This window comes from Thermus thermophilus (genome assembly GCF_019974155.1).
GTDB classification, from domain to species: Bacteria; Deinococcota; Deinococci; order Deinococcales; family Thermaceae; genus Thermus; species Thermus thermophilus_C.
Map to the genome: position 1 here is coordinate 1157416 of NZ_AP025158.1, position 12045 is coordinate 1169460.

Consider the following 12045-nt stretch of genomic DNA (forward strand, 5'->3'; position numbering starts at 1 on the left):
TTCTCTGCCCTCACGCCCCTTAGGGGCCGTGATATCGTGTAAGATGACAATGAAAAGCGAAAATTTTGTTCCCAAAGACACCTCTTTTGACGCCCTGGTGGGGGGGCTGGGCCTCGAGGTCCTCCGCCCTTCCTCCCGGCCCGTCCTCTACCTCCTCCCGGCGCCTAGGCCCCTCCTCTCCCCCGAGGGGGCCCTCCTCCTCTTCCGGCCCCAGGAGGGGCTTTACCGCTACCGCAGCGCCGCGGGCTTCCTCCTCCCGGAACCGGACCCCGAGGTCCTGGCCTTCGCCGAGCGGGAGGGCCTGGGCTTTGCCCTCTACCCCCCCTGGCTCAAGCGGGAAAGCCTGGAGCAGGCCCTCGCCCTCCGCCTCTTCGCCCTGGCCCCAGGGATGGCCCTGGCGGGGCTACTGGACCTCTTCCTGAGGCTTCCCGAGCGCGCCCTTTTGGAGGTCCTGCACCAGGCCACGGGGCTTGCCCTGGCCCACGTGGCCCCTTGGGGGGAGGTCCTGGGCTTCGCCGGGCCCGTCCCCGCCCGGCACCCCAAGGAGCCGGGCACGGGGAGGGGTTGGGCGGCCCTCGAGGCGGGGGAGGCCCTCCTCGTGGCCTACGGGGAGGAGGAAGACCTCCTCCGGGCCTGGGGGCTTTTGGAGGTGGCGGCAAGGCTCTTAAGGCTCCGCGCCCGGGAGCGGAGCGTGGAACGCATGCAGGAGGAGACCCTCGGGGGCGCTCTGCTGGAAGGGCTCATCCTGGGCGAGGCCGATCCGGAAAGGCTTTTCGCCTTCGGCTTCGTGGAGGGGGTGGAGTGGGTCCTCGCCCTGGTGGAGCCGCCCGCCGTCTTGGGGCGGCACCGCTTGGCGGAAGAGCGGAGGCGGGAGGCCACCCTGGAGCTCCGCCGCCGGATTGGGGCCTACCTGGACCGGCTCGGCGTCCCCTACCTCCTCACGGCCCGGGGGAACCGGGTGGCCGCCATGTGGCAGGTGCACAACCCGAGGCGGGAAGCGGAGGCCCTCCTCGAGGCCCTACCCCCGGGAAGCCGCCTGGGCTACTCGGCGGTGCACGCCGGCGGCGAGGTCCAGGAGGCCTACCGCGAGGCCCTCATCGCCCTCAAGGCCGCCCGTCCCGGCGAGGCCCTCTCTTTCGCGGGCCTTGACCCCGTGGCCTTCGTCCTCCTGCAGCAGTCCCCCGAGGACCTCAAGGCCCTGGTGGAGCGCTTCCTCCCCCTCCCCCCCAAGCTTCTCCGCACCCTGGAGGTCTACATGGAAAGCGCCACCCTAGAAGAGGCGGCGCAGGCCCTCCACATTCACCCCAACACCCTCCGCTACCGCCTGAAGCGGGTGGAGGAGCGGATCGGCCCCTTGAGCGCCCCCGAGACCCTGGCCCGGGTCCACCTGGCCCTCAGGGCCCGCTCCCTCCTCGCCGGCTGAGCCGGGGGAGGAGGTAACGCTCCACCGCGTAGCGGAAGCCCTCCGGGCCCGGCGCCGGCGTGGCCAGGACCCCCTCCGGGGGGTCCCCCCGGCCCACGTAGACCGCCAGGTCCACGGCTTGTAATAGGGGAAGGTCGTTCAGGCTGTCCCCAAGCCCCACGGCGAAGCGGGCCTCCTCGGGGTCGGGCCACAGGGCCCTGAGCCGGGCCACCGCCCGGCCCTTGTCCGCCCCTTTGGCGGCGTGGTAGAAGCGCCCCCCGTGGGTCCACTCCAGCCCCACGTCCTCCAAGGCCTTAAGGACCGCCTCCACCCCCTCGGGGCAGAGGATCAGGGTCTCGTCGTACTCCCGCGCCTTGGCCCGCCGCGCCGCCTCCGGGGAAAGCCCCGTGAGGCGGGCCACGGCCTCCACGGTGAGGTCGCCGTAGCCCAGGATGGGCCGCCCCGCCAGGGCCTCTGCCTCCCTTAGCCCGGCCCGCACCTTCCGGTAGGGCCAGGCCAGGGAGACCACCCGGTAGCCCCCCTTGGGCCGCCCCGCCCGCACGGGCCAGTGGCGGGGGAGGTAGAGGCCTCCCCCGTTCTCCACGATGAAGGGGGGCTCGAGGCCCAAGGCCTCCACCTCCTTCCGGGTCTTGGCCGTGACCGGGACCACGGGCACCCCCAAGGCCCGGAGGCGCTCCAAGGCCTCCCGGGCGGGGCCGAGCTCCCCCCGCTCGTCCAAGAGGGTTCCGTCCAGGTCGGTAAAGACGATCATGGCACCCGGAAGCGGGAGAGGTGGCCCCGGAGCGCCTTGCGCACCGCCTGGAGGTCCAGGCTGGCAAGGGGCGGGTAGAGGGTGGGAGGCGGGGGCTCCTCCCCGGGAGCTAGGGCGCCTGCGGCCTGGAGTTCCTCCAGCACGCTCTGCCGCACCTCCTCCGTGGCCAGCTTGGAGTGGTACACGGTGGCGAGGCAGGCGAGGAGCATGTCGCGGATGTGCTCGTCCCCCTTGTTCTCGTGGAGGTGGGGGTTCCGGGTCTCAATCTGGAAGACCTCCACCCCATGCCGCAACACCTCCTCGTCCTCCAAGGGGAAGATCCCGCCGTAGAGCTCCAGGAGGGAGACCAGCTCCTGGGGCTCCACGGCGTAGCCGGAGGCCCAAGGGAGGCGGAGGGCCAAGCCGAGGCTCATGGCGTGCTCCCCGGCGTTCGCCGTCTTGACCACGTCCGTCTCAAAGCCGCTCACGCTACCGATGAGCTGGTTGAGGGCCCGGTTGTTCCGCTCGGAGACCCGGCCGTAGCGGCGAAAGACCACCCCTTCGTCCTCGGTGAGCTTCGGCTTGTAGCGCCAGAGGATGCGCACCATGGCGAAAGGCGTCTTGGCCATGAGGAAGCCCGCGGCGTAGGCCCGGACGTACTCCCAGACGGCCCCGGGAAAGTAGTTGTCGGCGTCAATGAAGCCCACGTAGCGCCTGCCGGAAAGGGCGGCGAAGACCAAGGCCAGGATCATCCCCTCCGCCTTCCCGCTCCGCACAAGGCCGTCCTCCCCGATGGGGTAAGGGTAGCCCCCTGCCCGCAGGGCCTCGGCGAGGGCGGGGTCCTTCTGGTGGAAGATGAGGGCCGGCCGTTCGGTGAGGTAGGCGAACTCCTCCAGGAGGTCCCGCTCCATCTGGAGGCGGTCGGGGCTGCTGTTGGAGGCCACGAGGATGAGGGCCTCGTGGGGGATCCCGGAGAGGACGCCTTCCAGGAGCTTCAGGCGCTCGTTTCGCGTGGGCACCACGATGGCCGTCTGCTCTAAAACGTCCCTGAGGTCGGCGTCGTCCAGGCGGCGCAGCCCCACGGCCGGGGACTCGTCCCGCACGCGCCCGGAGTCCAGCTCCAAAATGCGTTGCACCTCGTGGAGCCGGACGACGCCGAAGCGCTCGGTGTGGTTGGGGATCTCCAGACGCATGCCCCTAGTGTACATTTTGTGATTTTATTCACGATTTCGTCAGCTTGTGACTTCTCTCCCAGCTACCCCAGCACCTTGGCCTGTTCCCACAGGATCCGCCGCCAGACCCCGGGGCGCACGGTATAGCGGTTAGCCCGCTCCCCGGGCGGCGAAACCGCTCCACGAGGTGAAGGCGTACCAGGTAGCCCAGGGCCGGGCCCAGGGCCCCCTTGCTCGCTCCTAGGGCCTGGGCCACCTCCTTGGCCGTGGGCTCGGGGGGTCGGCCACCAAGAGGAAGGCCAGAACCCGGCCCGCCATCCGAGGCACGCCCCCGGCCTCAAAGAGGCGGGCCGCCTCTTCCGCCCAGTGGGCGAGGTGGGGGTTGACGCCTACAGGGCAGGAGGTTCAGAAAGAAAGTTTGGTCAAGTGCGAACACTCGGAATCCAGAATGGGCGTTGTGTGATAAACCTCACGATTACTCTCGTTTGTGCCTTTTCTCTCCCCTTACGGCTACAGCTCCACCAGGTCCACCCGCTCCAGCACGGGAAGGGCCCTCAGGGCCTCCAGGACCTCAGGAGAGGGCTTCTGGTCCACGGTGAGCACGAAGAGGGCCCGGCCGCCGGGCACGTCCCGCCCGAGCTGCATCCCGGCGATGTTCACCCCGGCCTCCCCCAGGAGGGTCCCCACCTGGCCCACCACCCCGGGGCGGTCGTAGTTGACGCAGACCAGCATGTACCCCTCGGGCACCACCTCCAGGGCGTAGCCGTCAATGCCCACGAGGCGGGGCCTTCCCCCGATCACCACTCCCCGGGCCCGGCGCTCCTCCTGGTCGGTGGAGAGCCTGGCCTCCACGAGCCGGGTGTACTCCCCCGCCTCCTCGGAACGCAGGGTGGTGAGGTGGATGCCCCGGTCCTTGAGGAGGGGCCTCGCCGAGACCAGGTTCACCGCCCCCTCCCCCAGGACCCGGGCGAGAAGCCCCTTGGCCACGGCGCTGGCCACGGGCTCGGGGTCCTTCTCAAACTGGCCCAGGAAGCGCACCTCCAGGGCCTGGGGGCGGCCCCGGGTGATCTGGGCAAGGAGCTTGCCCAAGGCCTCCCCCAGGGGCAGGAAGCCCCGGAGGGCCTCCAGGGCCTCGGGGTCAAACCCGGTGTTCAGGGCGTAGGAGAGGTCCCCCTCCAGGGTGCGCACCACCCTCTCCAAGATGGCCTCCCCCACCCGCTCCTGGGCCTCGAGGGTGTTCGCCCCCAGGTGGGCGGTGTGGACCACCCTGGGGTGGTGGATGAGGGGGTGGTCCTTGGGAGGCGGCTCCTCGGCGAAGACGTCCAGGCCCGCGGCGAAGAGGTGGCCCTCCTCCAGGACCTCGAGGAGGGCCTTCTCGTCTATGATCCCGCCCCGGGCCGCGTTCACCACCACCGCCCCCCGGGGCAGGAGGTAAAGCTCCCTCCGGCCGATCATCCCCCGGGTCTCCTCCGTGAGGGGGGTGTGGACGGTGAGGAAGTGGCTCTGCCGGAGGAGGTCCTCCAAGTGCTCCAGAAGCTCCACCCCGAGGCTTTCCGCCCGGGCCTTGGGGATGTAGGGGTCGTAGGCCAGAACCCGCATCTCAAAGGCCTTGGCGAAGCGGGCCACTTGGCTTCCGATGCGGCCTAAGCCCACGATGCCCAGGGTCTTTCCCTTGAGCTCCAGGCCCAAAAACTTCCGGTCCCACTCCCCCTGGCGCAGCTTCCGGTCGGAAAGGGCGATGCCCCGGGCGGCGGCGAGGAGGAGGCCGAAGGCAAGCTCGGCGGCGGAACGGGTATTGGCCTCGGGGACGTTCACCACCAGGATCCCGAGGCGGCTTGCCGCCTCGAGGTCCACGTTGTCCACCCCCACCCCGCCCCGGCCCACCACCTTAAGGCGCTTCCCCCTCTGGAGAAGCTCCGCGTCCACCCGGGTGCGGCTTCGGGTGATGAGGGCATCGTAAGCGGGGATGATCTCCAAAAGCTCCTCCCGCCCGATCCCCGGGCGGTAGTCCAGGATCACCCCCGGGTACCGCGCCTCCCCCAGACGCATGTCGTCCGAGACCAGGACCCTCCACATAGGGCCAAAAGTAGCACCAAGCGGGGCCTAGGGCAACTTCCCCCTTACACTACACCCGTGGTATCCTCTCTCGCGAAGGTGCGGCGATGCGGATTGCCCTGGTAACCGACTCCACCTCCGACCTGCCCCAGGACCTGAGGGGGCGCCTCGGCGTCCGGGTGGTGCCCCTCTACGTGAACCTGGGCGGGGCCATTTACCGGGACTGGGAGGAGATCAGCCCCAGCGAGATCTTTCAGAAGGTCCGGGAGGGCGCGGCCTTCCCCACCACGAGCCAGCCCTCCCCCGAGGACTTCGCCCGGGTCTACGAGGAGGCCCTGGGGGAAGCAGACCACGTCCTCTCCCTCCACATCTCCGGGAAGCTTTCGGGAACGGTGCAGTCGGCGGAGCTGGCCGCCCAAGAGTTCCCGGGGCGGGTCACGGTGGTGGACACCCAGGCCGCTTCCCTGGGCGTGGGCATGATGGTCCTCAGGGCCAAGGAGCTCCTGGAGGAAGACCAAAGCCTGGAGGCGGTCCTCGCCGAGCTTGAGCGCCTCCGCCGGGACCACTTCGTCCGCTTCAGCGTGGCCACCCTGGAGTTTCTGAAGCGGGGTGGACGCATCGGCGGGGCCCAGGCCTTCCTTGGAACCCTCCTCAACCTGAAGCCCGTCCTCACCCTGAAGGAGGGCCGGGTGGAGGCCGCAGGCCGCGCCCGGGGGGAAAAAAAGGCCCGGGAGGAGATCCTCAAGGCCTTCCGGGCCTGGGCGGAGGGCCGGAAGCGGATCCGGGCCTACTTCCTCTACAGCGGGGACGAGGACGCGGTGGCGGCGCTCCGCCAAGAGGTCCTGGCCTCCGGCCTGCCCGTGGAAGAGGCCCTGGTGAGCGAGCTCGGGGCGGTGATCGCGAGCCACACGGGACCGGGAACCTATGGCTTTTACGCCTACAGCCTCTAGCGTGGCCTTCGTGGCCGACACCACCCTGGGGCTTTCCCCGGAGGAGGCCCTGGCCCACGGCATCCACCTGGTGCCCCAGCAGGTGGTCCACGGGGGAAGGAGCTTCCGCGACCTCCTGGACATCTCCCCGGAGGAGGTGCTGGCCCTCCTGGCGAAGGGGGAAAGGCTCACCACCAGCCAGGTGGCCCCGGAGGACCTACGGGAAACCTACGAAAGGCTCCTCGCCACCCACGACCGGGTGGTCTCCGTGCACGTCTCCGGGAAGCTTTCCGGGACCGTGGCCACGGCCCAAGGGGTGGCCCGGGCCTTCGGTTCCCGGGTGAAGGTGCTGGACTCCTGGTCCTTGAACGGGGGGCTCTGGCTGGTCCTAGAGGAGGCCCGGCGGCTTTTGCGCTTTGGGGTGGTCTGGGAGCGGTTGGAGGAGGCCCTCGCTCCCTACCGCCAGAGGGTGAGGGGGTACGTCCTCCCCCAGACCCTCACCTACCTCCACCGCTCGGGGCGCATCGGGGGCCTGGCCCACTTCGTGGGGGGGCTTCTCCGGGTCCTGCCCATCCTCACCTTTCGGGAAGGCCGGGTGGAGGCCGGGCGCAAGGTGCGGGGCTTCGGGGAGGGCCTGCGCAAGGTGGCCGAGCTTTTCCGACAAGAGTTCCCAGAAAGGGGCCTGGTCCACCTGGCCCACGCGGGAAACCCCGAAGGGGTGGAGGCCCTGAAGGCCCTGGTGCAGGCCGAGGGGGTGGAGGTCCTGGCCGCCCTCCAGGCGGGGGCGGCGGTGAGCGTGCACGCGGGGCCCGGGACCGTGGCCCTCTTCGCCGGGCCCAGGAGGTAGGCGTGCGGGCGGTGGTGCAGCGGGTCTCCGAGGCTTTCGTGGAGGTGGAGGGGGAGGTGGTGGGGCGGATCGGGCTGGGCCTTCTGGTCCTCCTCGGGGTGGGGCAGAAGGACAGCCTCGAGGACGCCCTCTACCTTGCCCGCAAGATCGTCAACCTCCGGATCTTCCCCGACGCCCAGGACAAGATGAACCTCTCCCTCAAGGACGTGGGAGGGGAGGTGCTTCTGGTCAGCCAGTTCACCCTCTACGCCGACACCCGCAAGGGCAACCGCCCCTCCTTCGTCAAGGCCGCTCCCCCCGACCAGGGAAAAAGGCTCTACGAGGCGGCCATAGAGGCCTTCCTGCAGCAAGGGGTGCACGTGGAAACCGGGGTCTACGGGGCCCACATGCGGGTGCACCTGGTGAACGACGGCCCCGTGACCCTCCTCTTGGACTCGGAGGAGCGGCTTAGACCCCGGTGACCCCCTGGGCCCCGGGAGGGCTCTCATCCGCCTCATGGGGAAAGGGCATAGGCTAAAGCGCGCCCTAAAAAGCGCGGGATAGGCATGAAAAAAGTAGAACCCAAAGACTGGATCCCCCTCATCAAGCCCTACACCAAGCCCCACCTCTCCCGAAGCCTCCGCCAGGTGGCGGATACCCTCCTGCCCCTCCTCCTCCTCCTCTTCTACCTGGCCCACAAGGCCCTCGAGGTCTCCTTGCTCCTCACCCTAGCCCTGGACCTCCTGGCCGCCCTCTTCCTGGTGCGGCTTTTCATCCTCCAGCACGACGCCGGGCACGGCTCCTTCTTCCCCAAGAAGTGGATGAACGACGCCCTGGGCTTCTTCGCCGGGGTGCTGACCCTGGTCCCCTACCACCACTGGCAGCTCTCCCACGCCCGCCACCACGCCACGAGCGGCAACCTGGACAAGCGGGGCGTGGGGGACATCTACACCATGACCCTGGAGGAGTACCTCAAGGCCACCCCCGGGGAAAGGCTTAGGTACCGCCTCTACCGCAACCCCTTCGTCATGTTCCTCCTGGGGCCCATCTACGTCTTCATGCTCTCCTACCGCCTGCCCTTGGGCTACGGCTCAGAGAGGCCCTCCGTGCGCAACTCCGTGGCCCTCACCAACCTCTTCCTGGTCTTGCTTTGGACGGGCATCTACCTCGGTTTCGGCCTCAAGACCCTCCTCCTCGTCTACCTCCCCATCCAGTACCTCGCCGGAATGGTGGGCATCTTCCTCTTCTACGTGCAACATCAGTTTGAGGACGCCTACTGGGAGCACGACCCCCGCTGGGAGCACCTGAAGGCGGCCATGGAGGGGAGCACCTACCTGAAGCTCCCCAAGGTCCTGCAGTGGCTCACCGGGAACATCGGCTTCCACCACATCCACCACCTGGCCCCCAAGATCCCCAACTACCTCCTGCCCAAGGTGCAGGAGGAGGTGGACCTGGTGAAGGTGGCCCCCACCGTGACCCTGAAGGACGCCTTCCGCATCGCCTTCGCCGACATGCACCTCCACGACGAAAAGCGCCGCAAACTCGTGGGCTTCAAGGAGGCCCACCGCCTTCTCCGGGAGGGAAGCGCCGCCCCCGAGGGTGTATAAAAGAGGGCATGCGGCGCGTCCTTGTGGCGGGCAACTGGAAGATGCACAAGACCCCCTCCGAGGCCCGGGTGTGGTTCGCCGAGCTCAGGAGGCTCCTTCCCCCCTTGCAGTCGGAGGCCGCCGTCCTCCCCGCCTTCCCCATCCTCCCCGCGGCCAAGGAGGTGTTGGCCGAAACCCAGGTGGGCTACGGGGCCCAGGACGTCTCCGCCCACAAGGAGGGGGCCTACACGGGGGAGGTCTCCGCACGGATGCTTGCCGACCTCGGCTGCCGCTACGCCATCGTGGGTCACTCGGAGAGAAGGCGCTACCACGGGGAGACGGACGCCCTGGTGGCGGAGAAGGCCAAGAGGCTTCTGGAGGAGGGGATCACCCCCATCCTCTGCGTGGGGGAGCCCTTGGAGGTGCGGGAGAGGGGTGAGGCTGTGCCCTACACCTTGAGGCAACTCCTAGGGAGCCTCGAGGGGGTGGAGCCCCCCGGCCCCGAGGCCCTCGTCATCGCCTACGAGCCCGTGTGGGCCATCGGCACCGGGAAGAACGCCACCCCCGAGGACGCCGAGGCCATGCACCAGGAGATCCGCAAGGCCCTCGCCGAGCGGTACGGGGAGGCCTTCGCGAGCCGGGTGCGCGTCCTCTACGGGGGGAGTGTGAACCCCAAGAACTTCGCCGACCTCCTCTCCATGCCCAACGTGGACGGGGGGCTCGTGGGCGGGGCGAGCCTAGAGCTGGAAAGCTTCCTCGCCCTCCTCCGGATCGCGGGTTAGGGGAGTACCCGGATGGTCCCCTCCTGCGCCACCACGTGAAAGTGCCGGTCCAAGCTTAGGACCAGGCCCCCGTTCCGCTCGGCTACGGCGACGACCGCGGCGTCGGCAAAGCCCAAGGGCAGGTCCCGGTACCGGGCCACGAGCGCCCTGACCTAAGCACCCCACCGCGGCGAAAGCCGCGGTGGGGGCCCCAAAAGAACCCTCCCCGAGCCTTATTTCGGGCAACCCGTGTTGCGAAATCAACGTGCAACCACCTAGGGCAGGTCCTCTTCCCCGCACTCCAGGGAGAAGGCCCCGGCCTCGAGGTCTTGGAGGAAGGCCTCGAGGGCCGCAAGGCCCAGGCGCCTTTCCGCGAGGTAGGCGATCTCGGCGAGGATGCCCATAGGCCCCCGGGTAGGGACTAAGCGCCCGCACCTTGACTTCGCCATGTGAACCGGAAGTAGGCCTTTGCAAAGCCTCTTTTGGGGCCCCCGCTCCGGCCCAAGCCAGAGCAGGATACATAAAATGGCCCCGTGGCCCTGGAGCTTCCGGGAAACCCCCTGGCCCCCGCCCTCCGCCTCCTGGAGGAAGGGCGGGACCGGGAGGCGGAAGCCCTCCTCCAAACTTCCCAAGGAAGCCTCCCAGAGGCCGAGCGCCTGGCCCTTCTAGGCTTCGTAGAGGCCCGTAAGGGGAACCTTCGGGCCTACCGCGCCCTGGCCCTGGAGGCCGCCCGAAGGGCCCAGACCCCCCTCACCCTCTACCACCTGGGCCTGGCCCTCCCTCCAAAGGCGGGGGCCCTGGCCCTGGAAGAGGCCCTCCACCGCTTCCAGGGAGACCCCAAGGCCGAGGCCCGCCTCGCCTTCGCCCTGGCCCGCGCCCTAAGGGGGCTTGGCCGCCTCAGGGAGGCCCTGGGCTACGCCGCCCTGGCCCTTGCCCGGGGCTTTGGCCCCTCCGCCCTCCTGGAGTGGGCCTGGCTCGCCCTCCTCGCCGAGGAGGACCCTCCCCTCCCCGACCTCCTCCGGCAGGTGGAACTCCTGGCCCTGGAGAGAGGCACGGGGCTCTACGCCCGCTTCCTCATGGCCCACCTGCGCTTCCTCCAGGGGGAGGAGGCCTCGGGGAGGGCCTACCTGCGGAAGGCCCTGGAGGAGGCCCCTCTTCCCGCCCTTCCCTACCTCGCCCCCGCCGGGGTGCGCCTCCTGGGGAAGGAGGTCCTCCCCTTCCTCCAGGCGGCGAGGCCCTGGGCCAAGGAGCCCCTCACCCAGGCCCTCCTCGCCTTGGCCGAAGGGCTCTACCGGGAGGACGAGGAAGGGGTGGCCAAGACCCTGCCCCTCCTCCTGGAGGAGGTGGCGGAGGAGGCCATGCGGGGCCTCCTCTTCCTGGGAAGGCCCCACCCCCTCCTGGGAGAGCTCTCCCGGAGGGGGCAGGAGCTCCTCTGGGCCGCAAGCCCCTCGGCCCACTTCCAGGCCCTGGGGGAGCCAAGGCTTAACGGCGGGCCCCTCCCCCTGCGCCAGGCGGAGCTCCTCGTCCTCCTCCTCGCCCGGAAGGAGGGGTGGAAGGGGGAGGAGCTGGCTCTGGCCCTCTACGGGCGGTGCCTGGACGGAACTCGCCTCCGGAATCTGGTACCGGGAGGAGGAGGGGAGGGTTGAAATGGACTTTTCGCCACCCCTCTTCACCGAGGAGAGCGTGCAGAAGTTCGCTGCATACGCCCAAGGGAAAATGGCCCAAGCCATCCCCGAGGAAAAGGCATTCTGGGAGGAAGAGCTCCGCTTTGTAAAGGAGCAGCACGCTCTTTGGTTCAGATGAGGAGCTTGTGGTAAGCCTCCTGGAAAGGGCCTTCTTGGAGAGGATCCCTCTCCTCCTGAAGGAACCGCAGCGCCAGGAGCTTAGGGCGAAGCTGAGGGAAATCGTGAGGCAGATGAAACGGTATGGTCCGGAGAACCTCCCCGGGGGTGGAGGCTTCCAGGGATTGCCCCCGGAGCTCAAGACCCCTGACGGGGGAATGGTGGTGGGCCCGGACACCTTTTCCCTCCTGGTCCAGTACCTGGGCCCCCAGTCTCTTTTCCCCTCTTGTAGCCTGGCGGCCTCGGCCATGCCCACTACGGCCTCTCCTGGGGCTAAGGCCTACGCTACCGCCAGCTGCTCTACCGAAAGCGTCATCTGGGGCCAGGTGGAAACCCGGACCAGCGCCAGGGCGGCGAGCAACTGGCCCCCACCTTGCTACGACTCGGGTTGGCCCACTTCCCAGTGCATGAGCGTGGCCTACGGGAGTATGGGGTGCTACAGCTCAGCCTGGGCAGGTTACTATTACCAGTGGACAGACCTTAGGATTTACTCAAGCAGGCGTTCTTCGTCTAACTCCAGGTGTTTTTGAACGCGCAGGCGAGTCGGAGCCGGCACCTCGCCCCTGCACGGGCTAGGGAAAGGAGGTGAGGAGGATGCGGTGGGTGGTGAAGCCTTCTCGGGTGCAGCCCTTGGGTGACCCGGGTTGCGGTGGAAGGATGCCCGCGCCCTGCCCTCAAAGATAATAGGGCTAATGTAGCCAAGTCCTGGATGGCAGCAGGCT

Annotated in this window: 11 protein-coding genes and 2 pseudogenes; 8 read left to right on the forward strand and 5 right to left on the reverse strand. The window is 68.9% G+C overall.

Features of this window, described 5'->3' with window-relative positions:
- Positions 1–49: 49 nt before the first annotated feature.
- Positions 50–1423 (forward strand): PucR family transcriptional regulator, encoded by a 1374-nt coding sequence (locus tag TthTMY_RS06235; protein WP_096410657.1) that lies wholly within the window; start codon positions 50–52, stop codon positions 1421–1423.
- On the opposite strand, the gene mpgP is transcribed toward TthTMY_RS06235, so the two are convergent.
- The 4 genes and pseudogenes from mpgP to serA all read right to left on the reverse strand — a co-directional run bounded on the left by mpgP (position 1395) and on the right by serA (position 5401).
- Positions 1395–2174 (reverse strand): mannosyl-3-phosphoglycerate phosphatase, encoded by a 780-nt coding sequence (gene mpgP / locus TthTMY_RS06240; protein WP_096410658.1) that lies wholly within the window; start codon positions 2172–2174, stop codon positions 1395–1397. The genes TthTMY_RS06235 and mpgP overlap by 29 nt on opposite strands.
- A complete protein-coding gene (gene mpgS, locus TthTMY_RS06245) occupies positions 2171–3346 on the reverse strand; it encodes a mannosyl-3-phosphoglycerate synthase (protein ID WP_096410659.1) in 1176 nt (391 codons plus the stop codon). The genes mpgP and mpgS overlap by 4 nt, the downstream gene beginning before the upstream one ends.
- A 65-nt stretch (positions 3347–3411) precedes the next feature.
- Positions 3412–3652, reverse strand: a pseudogene (locus tag TthTMY_RS11960) (GbsR/MarR family transcriptional regulator); the annotation flags it as partial.
- A 183-nt stretch (positions 3653–3835) separates the two neighbouring features.
- Positions 3836–5401: a phosphoglycerate dehydrogenase gene (serA, locus tag TthTMY_RS06250; RefSeq protein ID WP_096410660.1), complete on the reverse strand. Its 1566-nt coding sequence runs from the start codon at positions 5399–5401 to the stop codon at positions 3836–3838.
- 86 nt (positions 5402–5487) lie between these two features.
- On the opposite strand from serA, the gene TthTMY_RS06255 reads away from it, so the two are divergent.
- The 5 genes from TthTMY_RS06255 (at position 5488) to tpiA (ending at position 9503) form a co-directional block, all read left to right on the forward strand.
- Positions 5488–6330: a DegV family protein gene (locus tag TthTMY_RS06255; RefSeq protein WP_096410661.1), complete on the forward strand. Its 843-nt coding sequence runs from the start codon at positions 5488–5490 to the stop codon at positions 6328–6330.
- Entirely contained in the window at positions 6305–7156 is an 852-nt protein-coding gene (locus tag TthTMY_RS06260; RefSeq protein WP_172844619.1) for a DegV family protein, read from the forward strand. Before TthTMY_RS06255 ends, TthTMY_RS06260 begins: the two co-directional genes overlap by 26 nt.
- A gap of 2 nt (positions 7157–7158) precedes the next feature.
- Positions 7159–7617 (forward strand): D-aminoacyl-tRNA deacylase, encoded by a 459-nt coding sequence (gene dtd / locus TthTMY_RS06265; protein ID WP_096410663.1) that lies wholly within the window; start codon positions 7159–7161, stop codon positions 7615–7617.
- A gap of 84 nt (positions 7618–7701) precedes the next feature.
- Positions 7702–8742 (forward strand): fatty acid desaturase, encoded by a 1041-nt coding sequence (locus TthTMY_RS06270; RefSeq protein ID WP_096410664.1) that lies wholly within the window; start codon positions 7702–7704, stop codon positions 8740–8742.
- An 8-nt stretch (positions 8743–8750) separates the two neighbouring features.
- Positions 8751–9503, forward strand: a complete 753-nt coding sequence (gene tpiA, locus TthTMY_RS06275) for a triose-phosphate isomerase (RefSeq protein WP_096410665.1) — start codon at positions 8751–8753, stop codon at positions 9501–9503.
- Between the two features lie 254 nt (positions 9504–9757).
- On the opposite strand, the gene TthTMY_RS11870 is transcribed toward tpiA, so the two are convergent.
- Positions 9758–9886: a hypothetical protein gene (locus TthTMY_RS11870; protein WP_267873953.1), complete on the reverse strand. Its 129-nt coding sequence runs from the start codon at positions 9884–9886 to the stop codon at positions 9758–9760.
- A 129-nt stretch (positions 9887–10015) separates the two neighbouring features.
- Here TthTMY_RS11870 and TthTMY_RS06280 point away from each other — a divergent pair.
- Together TthTMY_RS06280 and TthTMY_RS06285 are read left to right on the forward strand one after the other, a co-directional pair.
- Positions 10016–11095, forward strand: a pseudogene (locus TthTMY_RS06280) (hypothetical protein); the annotation flags it as partial.
- 34 nt (positions 11096–11129) lie between these two features.
- A complete protein-coding gene (locus TthTMY_RS06285; RefSeq protein ID WP_223903091.1) occupies positions 11130–11285 on the forward strand; it encodes a hypothetical protein in 156 nt (51 codons plus the stop codon).
- The last annotated feature ends 760 nt before the right edge of the window (positions 11286–12045 follow it).

Coding starts and splice junctions, on each gene's coding strand:
- mpgP (WP_096410658.1), bottom strand. CDS start 2,174: ATGATCGTCTTTACCGACCTGGACGGAACCCTCTTGGACGAGCGGGGG.
- tpiA (WP_096410665.1), top strand. CDS start 8,751: ATGCGGCGCGTCCTTGTGGCGGGCAACTGGAAGATGCACAAGACCCCC.
- TthTMY_RS06235 (WP_096410657.1), top strand. CDS start 50: ATGAAAAGCGAAAATTTTGTTCCCAAAGACACCTCTTTTGACGCCCTG.
- TthTMY_RS06255 (WP_096410661.1), top strand. CDS start 5,488: ATGCGGATTGCCCTGGTAACCGACTCCACCTCCGACCTGCCCCAGGAC.
- serA (WP_096410660.1), bottom strand. CDS start 5,401: ATGTGGAGGGTCCTGGTCTCGGACGACATGCGTCTGGGGGAGGCGCGG.
- TthTMY_RS06260 (WP_172844619.1), top strand. CDS start 6,305: ATGGCTTTTACGCCTACAGCCTCTAGCGTGGCCTTCGTGGCCGACACC.
- TthTMY_RS11870 (WP_267873953.1), bottom strand. CDS start 9,886: ATGGGCATCCTCGCCGAGATCGCCTACCTCGCGGAAAGGCGCCTGGGC.
- mpgS (WP_096410659.1), bottom strand. CDS start 3,346: ATGCGTCTGGAGATCCCCAACCACACCGAGCGCTTCGGCGTCGTCCGG.
- TthTMY_RS06270 (WP_096410664.1), top strand. CDS start 7,702: ATGAAAAAAGTAGAACCCAAAGACTGGATCCCCCTCATCAAGCCCTAC.
- TthTMY_RS06285 (WP_223903091.1), top strand. CDS start 11,130: ATGGACTTTTCGCCACCCCTCTTCACCGAGGAGAGCGTGCAGAAGTTC.